The sequence below is a fragment of the Phyllobacterium zundukense genome (assembly GCF_025452195.1).
Classification (GTDB): Bacteria; Pseudomonadota; Alphaproteobacteria; order Rhizobiales; family Rhizobiaceae; genus Phyllobacterium; species Phyllobacterium zundukense_A.
This window is the reverse complement of record NZ_CP104970.1, coordinates 519,419-534,837: the sequence shown is the minus strand read 5'-3', so window position 1 is coordinate 534,837 and position 15,419 is coordinate 519,419. Positions and strand designations below refer to the sequence as shown.

17 protein-coding genes are annotated in these 15,419 nt (G+C 57.5%); 2 read left to right on the top strand and 15 right to left on the bottom strand.

Annotation, left to right across the window (positions count from 1 at the left end):
• Window positions 1-103 precede the first annotated feature (103 nt).
• Entirely contained in the window at window positions 104-586 is a 483-nt protein-coding gene (locus tag N8E88_RS04385) for a hypothetical protein (protein WP_262290823.1), read from the top strand.
• On the opposite strand, the gene N8E88_RS04380 is transcribed toward N8E88_RS04385, so the two are convergent.
• The gene (locus tag N8E88_RS04380) at window positions 567-959 is read right to left on the bottom strand and encodes an IS1096 element passenger TnpR family protein (protein WP_262290822.1); all 393 of its coding nucleotides are present in this window, start codon (window positions 957-959) and stop codon (window positions 567-569) included. The two genes, N8E88_RS04385 and N8E88_RS04380, sit on opposite strands and share 20 nt — an antisense overlap.
• Before the next feature lie 175 nt (window positions 960-1,134).
• On the opposite strand from N8E88_RS04380, the gene N8E88_RS04375 reads away from it, so the two are divergent.
• On the top strand, window positions 1,135-1,263 hold the full coding sequence (locus N8E88_RS04375; RefSeq protein ID WP_262290821.1) for a hypothetical protein: 129 nt from the start codon (window positions 1,135-1,137) through the stop codon (window positions 1,261-1,263).
• A 712-nt stretch (window positions 1,264-1,975) separates the two neighbouring features.
• Here N8E88_RS04375 and N8E88_RS04370 read toward each other — a convergent pair.
• From N8E88_RS04370 to N8E88_RS04305, 14 genes are all read right to left on the bottom strand, one after another.
• Window positions 1,976-2,761, bottom strand: coding sequence for an ABC transporter permease (locus N8E88_RS04370; protein ID WP_262290820.1), 786 nt, complete (start codon window positions 2,759-2,761; stop codon window positions 1,976-1,978).
• Window positions 2,758-3,609 carry an ABC transporter permease gene (locus N8E88_RS04365; protein ID WP_262290819.1) on the bottom strand — a complete coding sequence of 284 codons (852 nt, stop codon included), beginning with the start codon at window positions 3,607-3,609 and terminating at the stop codon, window positions 2,758-2,760. The genes N8E88_RS04370 and N8E88_RS04365 overlap by 4 nt, the downstream gene beginning before the upstream one ends.
• On the bottom strand, window positions 3,602-4,735 hold the full coding sequence (locus tag N8E88_RS31705; protein WP_410010517.1) for an ABC transporter ATP-binding protein: 1,134 nt from the start codon (window positions 4,733-4,735) through the stop codon (window positions 3,602-3,604). Before N8E88_RS31705 ends, N8E88_RS04365 begins: the two co-directional genes overlap by 8 nt.
• Window positions 4,711-5,826, bottom strand: coding sequence for an ABC transporter substrate-binding protein (locus tag N8E88_RS04350; RefSeq protein ID WP_262290818.1), 1,116 nt, complete (start codon window positions 5,824-5,826; stop codon window positions 4,711-4,713). The genes N8E88_RS31705 and N8E88_RS04350 overlap by 25 nt, the downstream gene beginning before the upstream one ends.
• Before the next feature lie 328 nt (window positions 5,827-6,154).
• Window positions 6,155-7,588, bottom strand: a complete 1,434-nt coding sequence (locus N8E88_RS04345; protein WP_410010516.1) for a Glu/Leu/Phe/Val family dehydrogenase — start codon at window positions 7,586-7,588, stop codon at window positions 6,155-6,157.
• Window positions 7,589-7,630: 42 nt separating this feature from the next.
• On the bottom strand, window positions 7,631-8,125 hold the full coding sequence (locus tag N8E88_RS04340) for a UPF0262 family protein (RefSeq protein ID WP_262290817.1): 495 nt from the start codon (window positions 8,123-8,125) through the stop codon (window positions 7,631-7,633).
• Window positions 8,122-8,631: a thiolase family protein gene (locus tag N8E88_RS04335; RefSeq protein ID WP_262290816.1), complete on the bottom strand. Its 510-nt coding sequence runs from the start codon at window positions 8,629-8,631 to the stop codon at window positions 8,122-8,124. Before N8E88_RS04335 ends, N8E88_RS04340 begins: the two co-directional genes overlap by 4 nt.
• Window positions 8,632-8,703: 72 nt before the next feature.
• On the bottom strand, window positions 8,704-9,333 hold the full coding sequence (locus tag N8E88_RS04330) for a 3-oxoacid CoA-transferase subunit B (protein ID WP_262290815.1): 630 nt from the start codon (window positions 9,331-9,333) through the stop codon (window positions 8,704-8,706).
• A 20-nt stretch (window positions 9,334-9,353) separates the two neighbouring features.
• Window positions 9,354-10,052 carry a CoA transferase subunit A gene (locus N8E88_RS04325; protein WP_262290814.1) on the bottom strand — a complete coding sequence of 233 codons (699 nt, stop codon included), beginning with the start codon at window positions 10,050-10,052 and terminating at the stop codon, window positions 9,354-9,356.
• A 39-nt stretch (window positions 10,053-10,091) separates the two neighbouring features.
• On the bottom strand, window positions 10,092-10,988 hold the full coding sequence (locus N8E88_RS04320) for an NAD(P)-dependent oxidoreductase (protein ID WP_262290813.1): 897 nt from the start codon (window positions 10,986-10,988) through the stop codon (window positions 10,092-10,094).
• Window positions 10,989-11,046: 58 nt separating this feature from the next.
• The gene (locus N8E88_RS04315; protein WP_262290812.1) at window positions 11,047-12,810 is read right to left on the bottom strand and encodes a hydantoinase B/oxoprolinase family protein; all 1,764 of its coding nucleotides are present in this window, start codon (window positions 12,808-12,810) and stop codon (window positions 11,047-11,049) included.
• Window positions 12,810-14,120: a hydantoinase/oxoprolinase family protein gene (locus N8E88_RS31470; protein WP_315975202.1), complete on the bottom strand. Its 1,311-nt coding sequence runs from the start codon at window positions 14,118-14,120 to the stop codon at window positions 12,810-12,812. The genes N8E88_RS04315 and N8E88_RS31470 overlap by 1 nt, the downstream gene beginning before the upstream one ends.
• Complete coding sequence (locus N8E88_RS31465; RefSeq protein ID WP_315975192.1) at window positions 14,065-14,901, bottom strand: hydantoinase/oxoprolinase N-terminal domain-containing protein; 837 nt, start codon at window positions 14,899-14,901, stop codon at window positions 14,065-14,067. The genes N8E88_RS31470 and N8E88_RS31465 overlap by 56 nt, the downstream gene beginning before the upstream one ends.
• Window positions 14,902-14,965: 64 nt before the next feature.
• The gene (locus N8E88_RS04305; protein ID WP_262290811.1) at window positions 14,966-15,418 is read right to left on the bottom strand and encodes an acyl-CoA thioesterase; all 453 of its coding nucleotides are present in this window, start codon (window positions 15,416-15,418) and stop codon (window positions 14,966-14,968) included.
• Between the last annotated feature and the right edge of the window lies 1 nt (window position 15,419).

The window sequence follows — 15,419 nt, the reverse complement described above, 5'->3', positions numbered from 1 at the left end:
TGGAGCCAAAGAGAACGGGTCGTCCGGGTTACGATCCGGCCGATCTGCTGAAGCTCTACCCGTACGGAAGCCCGATCACAAGACGATCGCCAACTTTCGCCGGGTGAACCATGCCGCCTTTCGGCAGGTGTTCCGGGAGTTCGTCATTCTGTGCCGCCAGCTCGATCTCTTCGGCCGGGAGCTTCTGGCGGTCGACGGCACCCGCATCAAGGCGGTGAACAACAAGGACCGCAACTTCACGAGAGCGGCCCTGATGAAGTTTATTCGAGAGGCCGACGAACGACTGACCGAGTACATGAAGCGGCTCGATGACGGCGATGCACAGGAAGAGAATACCGGCGGCGGCGGACCGCGAGCCAAAAACCTCGCTGAGAAGATCGCCGCGATCAAGGGAAAGCGCGACCGACACAAGTCGCTGCTCGATGAACTGGATCGCACCGGCGAAGACCAGATATCGCTCACCGATCCCGATAGCCGCGCCATGGCGCGCATGACCAAGGTTGCCGTCGGCTACAACATCCAGCTTGCTGAGCTTCTGTCGAACAGTCGCGGCGCTGAAAAGCAGATCACACCTGCTGATACATGAATGTGAGATGTTCGTCCTGTCGCAATCGCTCGTTCACCTTCCGCCGCTCGAACGGCTTTCCCAATAGCGCTTTGCGATCCTCGATCCGGAAAAGCGTCTCACGCAACTCCTCTGCGCGGTCCGGGTCCTTGAGAGCCGCAAAGGACCGAGTGTCGCTGATCTCCTTGATGAACTCGATCACCATGGCGAAATCGTCATCCAGCTCATAGCCGAGCGCATCGTCCAGCTGCCGAAGCCAGGCTTCAGGCCCGCCGCAATCCTCCGGCGGACAATTTCCGAGGCAACAGGGATAGAGCGTCCGGGGTTTGGGCGAGCGGCATTCTTCCAGCCGGACTTCATGCTCCCAGGGAATGTTGAGATCGTATTCGTACAAAACCCGGCTGCCCTTGCGTAGCTTCAGGTCACGTGCGCCGCTCGTTGCGGCTGGCGAAATGTCGTTTCTTGCGGGCTGGTTTCAAAAATGCGGGCCTCGGCGATAATCATCGCTCTCCTATACCGTATTCACCCAACTCCGGCACCTGCCACACAAATCCTCATGCTCTCCTCATATGGCTAGCCGCTCAGACAACGGCGCCCTGGGCGACATAAAGGAGCCGATGAGCGCGCTGCGCCGTGCCTGGTCTATCGGCGCTGAACTCGACAACCTCAGGGCTGCGATCCACCACGAGAAATACTAGGGCTGAGATGGGACGGAATGACTAGAGATTCTGACCGCGCAAGCCTGGAGGACAGGAACCTTTCGACATTGGCACCGACTTCTGGAAAAACGAACTTCAAAAACGATAGTGTATCTCCGTCCGGTAGGTAACGCTGATCACCTTCACGGATTCTATCCCGAATCGAGCGAGCCCGCTTCGCCCACTTCCCGCTCTTGTCTTGCGCCGCGATCAACTCATCACATCCCTAATCGCGAAGGGCAAATCCCATCGCCAGGGCATGCTCGAGATACCCATCGCAAATGCGGTGCGCCACCTCTTCTCACGGGCACTCAGAATACCGTTCATGGGCCCGGTGACTGCCGTAGCCGCGAACACCCAACTGGTTGGACATTTGGTGAACCACGTCGGCCCGAGAATCGCAGACTGCTTCCAAGCGAGCCTTGGGGACAAGGGAGAAAGCGGCAAGGTGGACCTTTGCCACCTCTCCAAGACCAACAACCGCCACCCGGACAGGGTGCCCCTCGCGGGTATTCGTTGAGCTATTATTCGGCATGCGCAATCCTCCTTGCTTAGCTTGCTCGATCTCTCGCCACGAAAAATGTCTGGAAATCTTCTCGCTTTGGAAATGTCAGTTGAAACGGACAGTATCCGTTCGTCGCACAAGGCGACTGCCAGCAGTCGACAGCCCGAAAAGTAACTTTTCGGGCTGTCCTGGGAGGCGACATCCGCTTCACTGAAAGCGGATGTCGGAGAGCCGATGCACGACATAGATCAGCAGCACTGTCACGAGCACCATAAGCGTCGAAATCGCATTGACCGTTGGGCTGACGCCGGCACGCATCTGACCCCAAATTACGATCGGAAGTGTATTATCGGATCCAATCGTGAAGAACGACACGCTGAACTCGTCGAGCGACCACGCAACAACTAGAAGCGCCGCGCCCACCATGGCACTCCGTATCAGAGGCAACGTGACCCGGTAAAATGCTTGTGCGGGGTTCGCTCCGAGTGTCGCCGCTGCCTCGGGAATCTGCGGGTCAAGGCTCGCAATTCGACTGGTAAGTGTGAAGACCATGAATGGCAGAGTGATCAGTACGTGGCCGATGATAGCGGTCCATACCGAAAGACCGATGCCAAGGCTCGTGAAGAACGATAGCAAAGAGATCCCGAGCAGAAGGTGCGGCAAGAGCAATGGCAGGGCCATCAAAGCAGCGAACAGCGATGCACGACGGAATCTGAACCTTGCGATGGCGAAGGCTGCCGAAGTGCCGATCATTATGCAGCAGATCGTAGTGCCCAGCGCGACGAAAACACTGTTGATTGCAGCCTTACGCATGATCGGGTCGCGGGCTACAGACATATACCATTCCGTCGTCGGACCTTCGAAGGGGAAAGCCGCAAATCCTTTCGCGTCGAAGGAAAAAAGGACCACGATGGCGATAGGAGCGAAAAGAAATACCAGCAGAACTGCCGTGTATAAACTAAACGCAAAAGTCGTGAGACGTCCCTGGTTCATGGTCGATCCTTAATTCCAATACGTCTCAGCAAAGCGGTGACGGCCCATAAGAATATTCCCATGGAAATCACCAAGCTGAACGCAATTGCGGACCCGAGCGGCCAGTCAAATGAAAGACCAAATCGACCGACCACTGCGTTCCCGGCAAGCTGCGCCTTAGGTCCGCCAAGAAGTTGAGGGGTGACGAAATCGCCAGCTGCGATGACGAACGTCAGCGCAAAAGCCGACAGGATACCGCGGCTGGCCATTGGCACGGTAACCCGGAAAAAGGCACCGATCGAAGTGGCGCCGAGGCTCTTCGCCGCCTCGATACATTGCGCCGACACCCCGGAAAGGGCCGAAGCGAGCGGAAGTATAGCGACCGGTACGAGGATGCTTGTCAAAGTCACGATCACGGCAGCTTTGCTATACGCAAAGGTCTCTAATGGCGCCTCGGTGACACCCGTCCAGTTCAACAACTGACTGATCGCACCATTGCGGCCGAGGAGTGACCGCCATGCGTAAATCCGCACGATGTAGGCTGTGAACAGGGACACCATCACCAGGAGCAGAATAATAGTCCCTGCCCGCCGCAGCGGGCCTAGCGTGATCGCATATGCCAACGGAAACGCCAGCACGACTGACGCCAGCCCGATCGTCGATCCCATCCAAAGAGATCGCAGCAGAATTTCACGGAACAATGGGTCCGTGAAGATCTTGATGTAATTCTCTGGTGAGGTACCGAACGAAATGTCGGTGTAGCTTGTGCTACCGAAAGAGTATGCGAATAGCACTCCGCATGGAATAATGAAGAAGATCGCCATGAAGAGGCTGGCCGGCGCAGCCATGAGGTAAAACTGCCTAACCATTGGCGTCATCTTCGATTTGAGCGACCGAGTTGTCCGGCCAACTGAGAAGAACGCGATCGCCTTGCGAGAATGCGTCGCCTCCGCCGGGGAGAACCGGTTGCTGAACCATAACGCTTTGCTCGCCGACCTGGACCAGGTAGCGCCTGAATGCGCCTTGAAAGATTGCCTCTCGAACCTGTCCTACTACCGAATTTGGCTCGGACGCGACAGACGAGACGTTCGGTGCCCCCTCAATCATTATGGACTCGGGTCGGACGCAGACGAGGCCCGCTCCCGTGTCTCGATTATCGTGAGCATCGAAGCGGATGTTCACATCAGCCGATTGAAGCAAGGATTTATTTCCCTCACGGCGGAACGACCCCGTGAAGATGTTCGCTTCTCCCAAAAACTTTGCGCTGAACAAAGTTTTCGGTCGGCTATAAACTTCTTCAGGTGAGCCACGTTGAACGATGGTTCCGCTGTTCATAAGGACAATCTCGTCGCTCATGACCATCGCCTCGTCCTGATCGTGTGTGACGAACAGGAAGGTCGCGCCGATGCTACGCTGCAGCTGCCGAAGTTCGAGCTGCATCGCCTGGCGAAGCTTGAGGTCCAGTGCTGACATCGGTTCATCGAGCAGTAAAACCGGTGGTCCGGCAGCAAGAGCGCGCGCGAGCGCCACTCGCTGAGCCTGGCCGCCGGAAAGTTGATCAATGGGGCGATCTGCAAAGGCACTCAGCCTGACGATCTCGAGAAGCTCGCCAACACGATTGGCAGCCTTCTTTTTTTCCACCCGTTGCAGCGACAACGCAAACCCGACATTCTGGCTTACCGTCATGTGGGGAAATAGCGCGTACCGCTGGAAAACGAGGCCAACGGGGCGGCGATGCGGCGGCGTCGCCGACAGGTCTTTCCCCGCTATCACAACGCGCCCTGTCGATTGACGATCCAGTCCGGCGATGATGCGCATCAACGTTGTCTTGCCGCAGCCGGACGGACCAAGCAAAGAGACAAATCGGCCAGGCGCCACGTCGAGCGAAATGCTCGACAAGGCGGTGAACGTCCCAAATTGCTTCGTGACGTCCTGGACCGAGACTGCGGAAGTTCCAAATGCCTGCGAAATCATGACAGCTTGATCCGTTCCCAAGCTTCGGTCCAATCGCGCATGGTTGCGATTTCACCCTCGGCCTCAAGAGCAGGCGGAATGTAGAACGTGTTCTTTTCCAAGAAGGCCGGAAGATTTTCGTAAGGGTAAAGCTTTCGCTGATCCTCAGGCAGAAGCGCAACTGCATCGGCATTCACAACGCCACAGCCGATTGCAGCGCCGATGATGGCGTTGCCCTCTGGGGAAAGCATCTGGTTGAGGAACGCGTAAGTCTGCTCCAGATGCGGGGCCTTTGCGGCGATGCAGTATGAATCACACCAAAGGAATGTGCCGTCTTCAGGTGGAACATAAGAAGCCCCGTCAATGCCCTTCGACTTCAGCTTTGCCTCAATAAACCGCCATCCAAGCACACTTGCCTGCGCGTCGCCGCGCGCCAGAACGTCAGCAATGTCACCAAAGCTTGGAGCAATCGTTGTCAGGTTCGCCTTGACCGGCATGAAAGCATCGGCAGCCTGATTGACCTGATCTTTCGTCAGCTTGGAGAAGTCAGCGGTTTTGAAGAGTGCCCGAGCAAATAGCCAAAGGTTCGCGGGATCATCTAGCGTGATGAGCTTGCCACGGAATTTCTCATCGCCGAGATCTGCCCACCTCTTCGGAAGATCTTTGAACAGATCTGCGCGGTAGCTCAGCGGATAATCACTCCAGCTCACTGGCACGGCATAGTTCTTGCCGTCCGACTGCTGCCACGACATGTTACGGAACTGGCTGAAGAAGCGTTCGCTGCTTGGCAGCTTTGTCGCATCGATCGGCTCGACCAGCTTTGCTCTGATCAAGGGCGCGACGGCACTGATGCCGGGCGTGACAACGTCAATCGACCCCACTCCGCCGCTACGGAGTTTCGTTACAATCTCAGCATTGCCGGTGATGTATTGGGCATCCAGGGTGAGACCCTGCGCAACAAGCGTTCCCATTGCCTTCGGGTCATCGTAACCCTGCCACCCAAGGAACTTGAGAGTGACGTTGAGCGCTTCGGCATTTGCTGCTGCTCGTGCGCTCATTGAAGGAAAAGCTGCAGCAATGCCAACGGCGCCAAGAAACGCTCCTTGGCGAGCAAGAAATTCACGACGATTCATTTTTAGTCTCCCGGTTTTGGCCGTCAGCGTTCCCGTACTGAACGGCAGCATTAAGATGCTTTTCTATGATCTTTGATCAAAGATCATAGAATGTCAAGGGCACTTGCGGTGCGTTTAAATGGCAAAACTTGGTTCAGCGATCTGCGGGTTCGAAAGGAGAATTGAGAAATGCCGCCTTGAACCGGAGGACCAATTGGAAATGTTGATGTTGGTTGCCACTGTAACCGATCCGATCTCCGCTAGTTCTCCGAGGAGAACGCACTCTTAGATCCGGCTCTCTGCTGTTGGATGATGAGAATGGGCGGGCATTCTTTAGAGCGAACACAGCTCAGATCCCTATTGCTTCGTAAGCGTCTGCGACCTGTCGGATCGATGCGACATAGGCGGCGGTTCGGTAATCACCGATTTCCGGTCGCTGTTCGATGAGATCGGCGGTGCGTCCCCAGGTGCTGCGCATGACATCTTCCAAGCCGGAACGAACGAGGTCGATTTCAGCGCCGCCTTCGAGGAACTCGTCGCGGATATCGGCGGGGAATTCCTTGCCGGTCATGCGCTCGAGTGCTGCGGCAATCGTCTGGTTGCGCCGCTCGCGCCGCCGCCGTTCCATCAGGCCGAAGGGAATATGCGTCAGGTTCTTCACCCACTCGAAGTAGCTGACGACCACGCCGCCGGCATTGACGTAAAGATCGGGAAGGATGGTGATGGTACGGGAGCGGAGGACCTTGTCTGCTTCGAAGGTCACCGGGCCGTTGGCGGCTTCGACTACGAGATGTGCCTTGATACGGTCTGCATTCCCAGCATGAATGGCGTTTTCCATCGCCGCTGGAACGAGAACGTCGCATGGTTGCTCGATGCCCGTCATATCACCGGGAAACGAAGTGGCACCTTCAAAGCAGAGGATGCTGCCGGTTCTGATCTGATGTTGCTTCAGTGCCTCGATCGCCAGACCATCGGGATTGGCGACATAGCCATCTCGTTCTGCAACGATCGTCACCCGGGCGCCGTCTTCTTCTGACAGGAACTTTGCCGCATGGTAACCGACATTGCCAAACCCCTGAACAATAGTGGCGGCACCTTTCAGGTCACGCTTGCCGTTCAGCCCGGCGGTTCGAGGATCGCGGATGGCGAACTGGACGCCCCTGCCGGTTGCTTCGGTCCGGCCGGCAATGCCACCCTTCGACAGCGGCTTTCCGGTCACGCAGGCGCGCGCGTTGATGACATTGGTCGGATTTGCGCGGCGGAACTCGTCCATCATCCAGGCCATTTCCCGCTCGCCCGTGCCGATGTCGGGAGCCGGGACGTTGACGCCCGGGCCTATCAGGCCGCGTTTGTTGAGCTCCTGGGTGAAGCGACGAGTTATGCGCTCGAGTTCTTGCGGCGTCCATTCACGCGGGTCGATCTTCAGCGCGCCCTTGGAGCCGCCAAACGGGACATCGACCAGTGAGCATTTGAGCGTCATGAGTGCCGCCAGCGGCTCGACCTCTTCAGAATCGGCGTTCGACGCATAGCGAATACCGCCCTTCACCGGCTCGCAGTGCTCGCTGTGGACCGATCGCCAGCCGATGAAGCTGTACATGCGGCCGCGCAGCCGGACGCCGAACCGTACCGTGTAGGTCGAGTTGCACTGCATGATCCGCTCCGACAGCCCTTCCGGTAGATCGAGGAATGTCATCGCATGGCGGAAGTTCTGGTCAACGCTATCCAGAAAGCCCGCGGAGCTTGTTTCTCCGACATGTACGTCTCGTTGGGGTATTGCATTCACTTGGGCTTCCTCCTTGGTCGGAAAGTCTCGGCCGCAGCCGGCTCAGCTCAGCAGAGCTCGATGGTCCGCATTGCGCACAAGCAGGGCGTAAATCAGCGTGAACAGCCGGCGCGCAGTGTCGGTGTCGATATTCACTTTTGTAGACAACCGGGCTCTCAGCAGTTCGGCAGCCTCGTTATGGACGCCACGCCGACCCATATCGATTGCCTCAAGCCGTTCAGGTCCAGGGTGGCGGATGGCGTAGTAACTCTCGCAGATGCGGGTGTAGTCTTTGAGCAATCGGCGGAAGGGCGTGAGCGACAGGTAGTGACTGACAACATGCTCGCCCCGATCATCAGCGACATGCAATGCCAGACGCCCGTCAACCGCTTCGATCTTGAGGCGATAAGGCCCGCCGTCGTGACCGACCGGAATGAATGTATTCGATTCCAGCAGGTCGATGACCGCGAGCGCTTGCTCTCGCTCAATTCTAGCGTCCCGGCCACCGAACGACCGGTCGACCGATACGTCGCAGAGACGGTACTCGGCGGAGGTCATGACCTTGCCCAGAACGCTTCCACGCACATGGCAACACCCATGCCGCCGCCGATGCAGAGCGTGGCAAGGCCCTTCTTGGCCGAACGACGCTTCATCTCGAATAGCAGCGTGTTGAGCACGCGGGCGCCGGAAGCGCCGATCGAATGGCCGATGGCGATCGCGCCGCCGTTGACATTGACGATGTCCGGATTCCAGCCAAGGTCCTTGTTGACCGCGCAGGCCTGTGCAGCAAAGGCCTCGTTGGCCTCGACCAATTCGACGTCGCCGATCGCCCAGCCGGCTTTCGCCAGCGCCTTGCGCGAAGCCGGGATCGGGCCCTCTCCGGCCTGCAGGACCTGGCCGAGGATCACCTCGTCGACCTCACTCGCTTGGACGCCTGCGCGCTCAAGCACGCCCTTGATGACGGCGGCGCCGAGCTCATGCGCCGGCGTGTTGGCGAACGCGCCGTTGAAGGATCCGACCGCGGTACGGGCGGAACTGGCAATCACGATCGATGGGGTGTTCATGGATGGTCTCCTCTATTGTTCTTGCGAAGCCGGCAAAGGCCGGCTCCAGCATCTCGGTAGTAACCGCCAGGTTTAGTTGACGATGGTCGCCTCGGTTGCGCTGCGGATCTCACTTTCGGTAACGCCGTCGGCAAGCTCGACCAGCTCCAGTCCGCCATCAACGACGTCGAGGACACCGAGGTTGGTGATGATCCGATCGACGACGCTCTGTCCGGTCAGCGGCAGGGTGCAGGCCTTCAACACCTTGGACTCACCGGCCTTGTTGGTGTGGTCCATGACCACAACCACCCGCTTGACGCCGGCGACGAGATCCATCGCACCCCCCATACCCTTGACCAGTTTGCCGGGGATCATCCAGTTGGCGAGATCGCCCGCCTCAGACACTTCCATGGCGCCGAGGATTGCCATCGCGATCTTGCCGCCGCGGATCATTGCAAAGCTTTGCGCCGAGTCGAAGAAGGCCGAATGCGGCAGCGCCGTCACCGTCTGCTTGCCGGCGTTGATCAGATCGGCATCGATCTGGTCCTCGGTCGGGAACGGGCCAATGCCGAGCAGGCCGTTCTCCGACTGCAGCGTCACATGAACGCCTTCGGGAATGTAATTGGCGACCAGCGTCGGAATACCGATGCCGAGATTGACGTAGGTGCCGTCTTCGAGTTCGCGGGCAGCGCGCGCCGCCATCTGGTTTCTATCCCAGGCCATGTCTTTCACCTCCCCGCCCTTCAAGCCGCTACGCGCGTGGTGCGCTGCTCGATGCGTTTTTCATGCTGGCCCTGGATCAGGCGATGCACGTAGATCCCCGGCACATGGATGTGATCAGGATCGAGGCTGCCGACCGGCACCATCTCCTCGACTTCGGCGACGCAGATCTTGCCGCAGGTCGCGGCCGGCGGATTGAAGTTGCGAGCCGTCTTTCGGAAGACGAGATTGCCCGACGTGTCGGCCTTCCAGGCCTTGACGATCGACAGGTCGGCAACAATGCCGGTTTCGAGAACAAAGGTCTCGCCGTTGAAGAGCTTTGTTTCCTTGCCCTCGGCAACGACGGTGCCGACGCCGGTCTTGGTATAGAAACCGGCAATGCCGGCGCCGCCGGCGCGCATCCGCTCGGCCAGAGTTCCCTGCGGGTTGAACTCCAGCTCGAGTTCGCCGCTCAGGTATTGGCGCATGAACTCGGCGTTCTCGCCGACATAGGACGAGATCATCTTCCTGATCTGCTTCGTCTTCAGCAGCACGCCGAGCCCGAAGTCGTCGACGCCGCAATTGTTAGAGGCAATCGTTAGGCCTTTGGTGCCAGCCTGGCGAAGGGCGTCGATCAACAGTTCTGGAATACCGCAAAGCCCGAAGCCGCCCGCGGCGATGAACATGCCGTCGAATAGCAAGCCCCCAAGGGCAGAACTTGGATTGTCGTGAATCTTGTTCATAATGCTCCCCAGTTTTTTGAATTTGTTGCCTAGCGCGGCTTATGCGCGCCGGGTGCCTTCAACCATGATTTCGAAGAGTGCGGGAAGCTGTTTCTGCCCGTACCCCTTAGCCTTTGCTTCATCGAACAGACCGCCGAGGAGCTGGATCAAATCGGTCCTCATATCGAGCGAGTTCGCTTGTTCCGAGACGAGCTTGAAGGCAGTGGCGTGGACGTCGATCGTTGCTCCGGGAGCAGTGTAATCGCGTTGTATGATGGCATCCCCATACCGCTTGGTCGTGCGGTTGCGAATGTGCTCCCCGTTGTCGATAATCTCCACAATGACGTCCAATGGCAGCCCCCCGGCAGAGCAGAAGGCAAGGGCCTGGAAATAGGCGAGCCAGGAACCGTAGATGTAAGCGAACCTTGCGAGCTCAAGGTCGGGAGCTGCGCCGTAGCTCTCCGAGATAAACATGGGCTTCTTCCCGAGCGCGAGCAGGACCTGCTCGCAGTAAGCGTAAACGCCACGCGGACCCGAATAGGCGATAATGCAATCTCCATCCCTGACGCGCTGTGGCAAGCCCATGATGGCGCCATCCAGATAGAGGATGTCATCCAGCTGGCATAAGGCAGCCATTTTTTCAGATTCGCTACGAGTAATGGTTGTTAGCTGAACGAGGATTTTTCCACGCAAAGCTTCCCTTGGCCCGTCTGCGAACAGCAACTTTTCAGTCGATGCGTAATCCGAAATGCTGACTACAATCAATTCAGAGCGCTCAATGACTGAATTTAAATCTGTCGAGGTGAACGCGTTTAACGCGGCAAACGGCACTAGCTTTTCGGGCGTTCTATTCCAGACACTAACGCCGAAACCCTCCGCAAGTAGGCTTTCGGCCAACGCGCCTCCCATGCTTCCGGCGCCTATTACACCGACGTTGCGTATGTTATCAGCTGTCATCTATTTCAACCTCCAGCGATGTTGCCGATTGAGACCGACAACATCGCACTCGTGGGCGTTAGTGGGACATGTTCCGATATTCGCTGGTCTTTTGCATATCGACCACGTTATCAATGATCGCCACCTTGTAAACGTCGCGCGCACGTTCGGGGGAAATCCAACCCTCGGCCACATCCTTTAGGACGAGATCGACAGCACGCTCGACGGGATTTCCATATCCGCCGCCACCGCAGGCAATCCCGATCATGTTTTCGCCGGCCTTCAAGGTAATGTTGGAGACCTTGTCAATTGGCGTGATCTGAGCTTGCAGATCTCGAACGAACTGGCCCGCACCATGGGCCGAACCGCCGCCACGAACACCTCGTGGCGGGTTTTCCGTTCCGTCACTTGCGAAGATGAACGTCATGTCAGCACCGATTGGACCGAATTCGACCCGGATCGCTGGGGCTCCACGGAAACGACCTGCGCCCTCGGTGTCCGTCAGAAGCCTTCTTTCGCGTACGACGAGAGGATGGAAAACCTCCGAGAGTTCGACACCGTCAATATTGCAGATGCCGGCGCACCCGACGTTCAATACGGTCAGCCAGCTGTCCGAATGCGCGCCCGCAGCACCGGACGTGTGTCCGAGAAACACCATGTTGACGTAGGGTTTTCCGTCACGCGGATCGATCCCCGAAACCGTGCTTGTTGTCGGGCATAAGCTATACCCAACCTCGGCCATCCCAGCGCCTTCAGAAATTTCGGCAATCGCCATCTGCACGCAGTTACCAGCCCGATCGGCAAGGTTCGTCGTCGCAAGCGAGCAACTGGTTGGGTGACGCGGAATGCCGACGACGCAGTTTTCGCGAAGGTGAACCCTGATCCTGCGAAAGCTGCCAAAGTTCTTCGGAACGGAGGCATCGATGGAGTTGAACACGCCAATCATACCAGCGGTTCGCGACGTTGCTTCGGTAAGATTGAGACCGCTAGGCAAGGCGTCCGGGCAATCCCGGAAGTCGATATCGATCATCGCAGCTTCTGCATCGACCGTCACCTTGGCTGTAACCGTCACACCTTCGGGTCCAGTGCCGGGAAATGAATCGTGCTGGGAGCACATGACGGTGGAGCCGCTCGTGAGCTTGCCGATCGCGTCGACCATCCGCTTTTCGCTATAGTCGAACCACTGCTCGACAAACGCGGAGAGTTTGTCCCAGCCGATCTCCTTACCCAGGTTCAGCAGCTCGGTTTCGCCGATACGGGCTGCGCCAATGGTCGCCAGGAGATCGCCATACCATTGATTAGGCACTCGAATGCGAGCACGGCACATCCGGATGATATCATCGATGTCCTTATAGTCACGCTGTATCTGTACACATGGGAAGATCAAAGCTCCCTCTTCGTAGACATCTCTTGCTGTTGCCATCATCGTCGATGGAACCGCATTACCAATATCTGCCTGGTGCGCTTTCGTCACGATCGTGAAGCGGTGGATCCCCTCATCGTCGATAACCGGGATGATGAAACCGTGGTCCGCCGCATGGGAGTTGCCGTGATACGGGGAGTTGTGGATGAAGGCGTCTCCCGCTTTGAGCTTCGGATGAAACTCCAGCATGGATTTCGCCATCAAATCAGGACCGGAGAGCGTGTGGATCGGAATGGAATCCGCTGAGTACAGCAGCTTGCAATCGGCGGTCAGAATGCAAGTCGAGAAATCGCGAGCGCGGTTCAATACGCCCGAACGCCCGGTCCGAAGGATGGTGCTCGCCATCTTCCGATTGATGCCCCCGATCCGGTTGAACAGGATCGACATCTGTGCCGCGGAAATATTTGCTGACGAAGTCATTACGCTTTCTCCGTGATGAAGCCAATCGCACCAGCTTTAACGAGTACACTTCCTGCACCGGTCAGGCTGAAGGATGAGGTGGGGTCGATAACAATCGTGGTGAACGGGGATTCGTGGATTGCCGGCCCGCGATATTCTTCGCCGACACGCATGCTGGAGGACGATACGATCGCCGTCTCGATGGTCCCATAGCCGCTGAAGTAACAAGGCCTGTCGTCGGGACGGTCGCCTGTCGAACTGTTGGAAAGGCGACCGAGTGCAGCGTCGCGGAAGCGGCAACGAACTCTCGCGATCCAAGTGATGAATTCGACGGGCGAATTCTCGTCATGGAAAGTGAAAATTTCGCGATGTTTTGCGTGGAACGCTTCGATCAGGGCATCAACGTCGGCGTCCGTAACGAGGGCATCCTTCGGCAGCGGAAGTTCAACTTCCCAGACCTGCTTCTCATACCGTGCTTCGACGAAATACTGGATCGTCGTTTCGAGCGAGCCCTTGCCGGCGCCGGAAGCAAAATCATCACACTTCGCCTTAAGTCCGTTGATAATGCCATTCACCTTCTCGCGGTCGAAACGATCGGAAATGGTATAACCCGTCAGCTGATGATCCGCCGCGAGATCCGACATGAGAGCCCCAGCGGCACTCAACGTCGCACTGGTCTCTGGATATAGCAGGTTCAGGCAATTCAGCCGCTTTGCGATGAAGACTGAGTTCAGGCCCGCCGCACCGCCGCCACCAATTAGAGTGGCTTCGGAGGGATCAATCCCTTGGTTGACGGTAATCTCTTCGATCGCCTGAACCATGTTCTCGGTTGCGATATCGACGATCGCGGCTGCTGCTTCCTCAACTGACACGCCAAGTGGGCGAGCGATCGCATTCTCGACGGCGGCACGTGACAGGGACGCGTCGATTTTCATCCGACCGCCAAGGAAGTAGTCAGGATCGATGTATCCGAGAACTACGCAAGCGTCCGTGAATGTCGGCTGGGTATTGCCATTTCCGAAGCAGGCAGGGCCAGGCATAGCACCTGCACTCTTTGGCCCAACGTGCAGCATCCCGCCTTCATCGATCCGTGCGATACTGCCGCCACCCGCGCCAATACTTCTAACGTCGACGGAAGGAAAACCAGTGTTGTGGCCGATGTAAGGCTCGCCGATCCACATGTCGCGGGTTGTGGGAATGGCGCCGTGACGCACAAGGCTCACGTCATATGTCGTCCCGCCGGTATCGCTGATGATTGCGGTGGAATTGCCTGTATCAAGAACCGAGAAGTGGCGGCCACCAACTGGAGCGGTCGAGGGACCGGAGTTCAGCGAGTGGATCGGCGTCTTCGCCAGCTCGTGAGAGTTCTATCATGCCTGCTTGAGAGGTGAGAACGAGCAGTCGACCGGTGAACCCGGATTCGCGCAACCTGGTCTCCAGACGACCGAGGTACTTGCCCATCAAAGGCTTCAGCGAAGCGTCCATACAGGTCGACGATGCGCGTCGAAACTCACGCATAGACGGGTTGAGCTGATGCGACAACGTTACAGCTACATTGGGGAGGTGCTCGGCAAGGAGCTGGCCAATGCGAATTTCATGGGTTGGATTGACGATCGACCAGAGAAGGCAGACGCCGACGGCTTCTACATTCTGTTTCTTGAGTTCCTCAATGATCGCCATCACGGCTACGTCGTCGAGCGGGGTATCTTCCGAGCCATCGCTGAGCAGTCGGCCAGGCACTTCGAACGTCAACGCGCGCGGAACGTAGGGCTCAGGGTAGCTGACATGATCGGGAAAGGCGCTCGAACGACCACCCTCACGAAGGAGAAGAATCTCTGGGTGCCCGAGCGAGGTCAGGAACGCGGTCTTGGCGGTATTCCCCGTGATAATTGCGTTGATCGAATGCGTCGTCCCGTGGATGAATGTTCCGCAGGCCGCAAGAAATTCGGAAAGGGTCTGGCCGAAATCCGTAGCCGCGAGGGACAAGACATCAAGAATTCCCTGAGCGGGATCCGAAGGGACCGTAGACGATTTAAACATTCGCAACGAACCATCATCGCCCTCAACCATAAGGTCGGTGAATGTTCCCCCAGTGTCACAAGCTAATCTCATTTCAACTCCCTGATGATCTCTACTTTACAAACTGGCCGCAGTTGGCGCGCTTTCAGCGCGCTTGTCACGGCGCCGAAATTGTGGCCTGCAGGAGAGACGCGAAGCGGTCTTGGGCGGCGGTTCTCACCGCATCCAGGACCGGCAGTGACGCGCGCGCCCGTAAATCGAATTGCACAGTTTTTGCCTGAAGTTTGGCAGCGACTTCGCCGGTGCCTTCAACAACGATCTCATGGACAGAGTCGATGGAACTGCGGCCAATCTTGACGACCGCGCTTCTGACGAAAAGTGGCCAGCCAGACTTTATCTCTTTGAGATAGTTGATCTGGTGAGAAACATCGGCCCACCCAACCATGTTCGTTTCGAGGTCTTCAACTGTGTATCCGAGCCGGAAAAAAAGCTGGAAGATAGCGATGTCGAATACCCGCATATACCCTGCGGTGTTCAAGTGGTTCTGCGAGTCGCAATCGGCCGGATAAACCATTGTCCGCGCAGTCTCGATCCAGGTTTCATCGATCATT

Coding starts and splice junctions, on each gene's coding strand:
- N8E88_RS04370 (WP_262290820.1), bottom strand. CDS start 2,761: ATGAACCAGGGACGTCTCACGACTTTTGCGTTTAGTTTATACACGGCA.
- N8E88_RS31465 (WP_315975192.1), bottom strand. CDS start 14,901: ATGAGATTAGCTTGTGACACTGGGGGAACATTCACCGACCTTATGGTT.
- N8E88_RS04320 (WP_262290813.1), bottom strand. CDS start 10,988: ATGACAGCTGATAACATACGCAACGTCGGTGTAATAGGCGCCGGAAGC.
- N8E88_RS04350 (WP_262290818.1), bottom strand. CDS start 5,826: ATGAATCGTCGTGAATTTCTTGCTCGCCAAGGAGCGTTTCTTGGCGCC.
- N8E88_RS04375 (WP_262290821.1), top strand. CDS start 1,135: ATGGCTAGCCGCTCAGACAACGGCGCCCTGGGCGACATAAAGGAGCCG.
- N8E88_RS04330 (WP_262290815.1), bottom strand. CDS start 9,333: ATGGCCTGGGATAGAAACCAGATGGCGGCGCGCGCTGCCCGCGAACTC.
- N8E88_RS04325 (WP_262290814.1), bottom strand. CDS start 10,052: ATGAACAAGATTCACGACAATCCAAGTTCTGCCCTTGGGGGCTTGCTA.
- N8E88_RS04335 (WP_262290816.1), bottom strand. CDS start 8,631: ATGAACACCCCATCGATCGTGATTGCCAGTTCCGCCCGTACCGCGGTC.
- N8E88_RS04365 (WP_262290819.1), bottom strand. CDS start 3,609: ATGGTTAGGCAGTTTTACCTCATGGCTGCGCCGGCCAGCCTCTTCATG.
- N8E88_RS04340 (WP_262290817.1), bottom strand. CDS start 8,125: ATGACCTCCGCCGAGTACCGTCTCTGCGACGTATCGGTCGACCGGTCG.
- N8E88_RS04315 (WP_262290812.1), bottom strand. CDS start 12,810: ATGACTTCGTCAGCAAATATTTCCGCGGCACAGATGTCGATCCTGTTC.
- N8E88_RS04305 (WP_262290811.1), bottom strand. CDS start 15,418: ATGATCGATGAAACCTGGATCGAGACTGCGCGGACAATGGTTTATCCG.